The organism is Halorubrum sp. SP3 (genome assembly GCF_005435195.1).
Taxonomy (GTDB): Archaea; Halobacteriota; Halobacteria; order Halobacteriales; family Haloferacaceae; genus Halorubrum; species Halorubrum sodomense.
Genome location: NZ_SGTU01000489.1, coordinates 1 through 348 on the forward strand (window position 1 = coordinate 1; position 348 = coordinate 348).

General features: G+C 64.4%; 1 protein-coding gene. It reads left to right on the top strand.

What is annotated here, in order from left to right; all coding sequences use genetic code 11:
* The coding region (locus EXE42_RS17340; protein ID WP_137707102.1) for a cytochrome c oxidase subunit 3 at positions 1-348 on the top strand (348 nt) is incomplete at both ends.

Here is a 348-nt window from a genome sequence, read left to right on the forward strand (position 1 = left end):
TGGGAGCCGCTGACCGACCCGCTACCCGGACTGATCAACACCTTCGTGCTGCTCACGTCCTCGTTCACCGTGATCCTCGCGCTGGTTGCGGCCCGCCGGAAGAGCCGGCAGGGACTACTGGCGTCGCTGGGGTCGACCATCCTGCTCGGGTTCGTCTTCATGGCGATCAAGATGTGGGAGTGGAACCACGAGGTCTTCGACAAGGGCGTGACCATCTCCGCGAACGCCCACGGCGACCCGATCCAGGCGTCGATCTACTACGTCACGACCGGGCTCCACGGGATCCACGTGCTGCTCGGTCTCGTGGTCGCCATCTTCCTGTTCGTCAGGGCCTACCAGGGACACTAC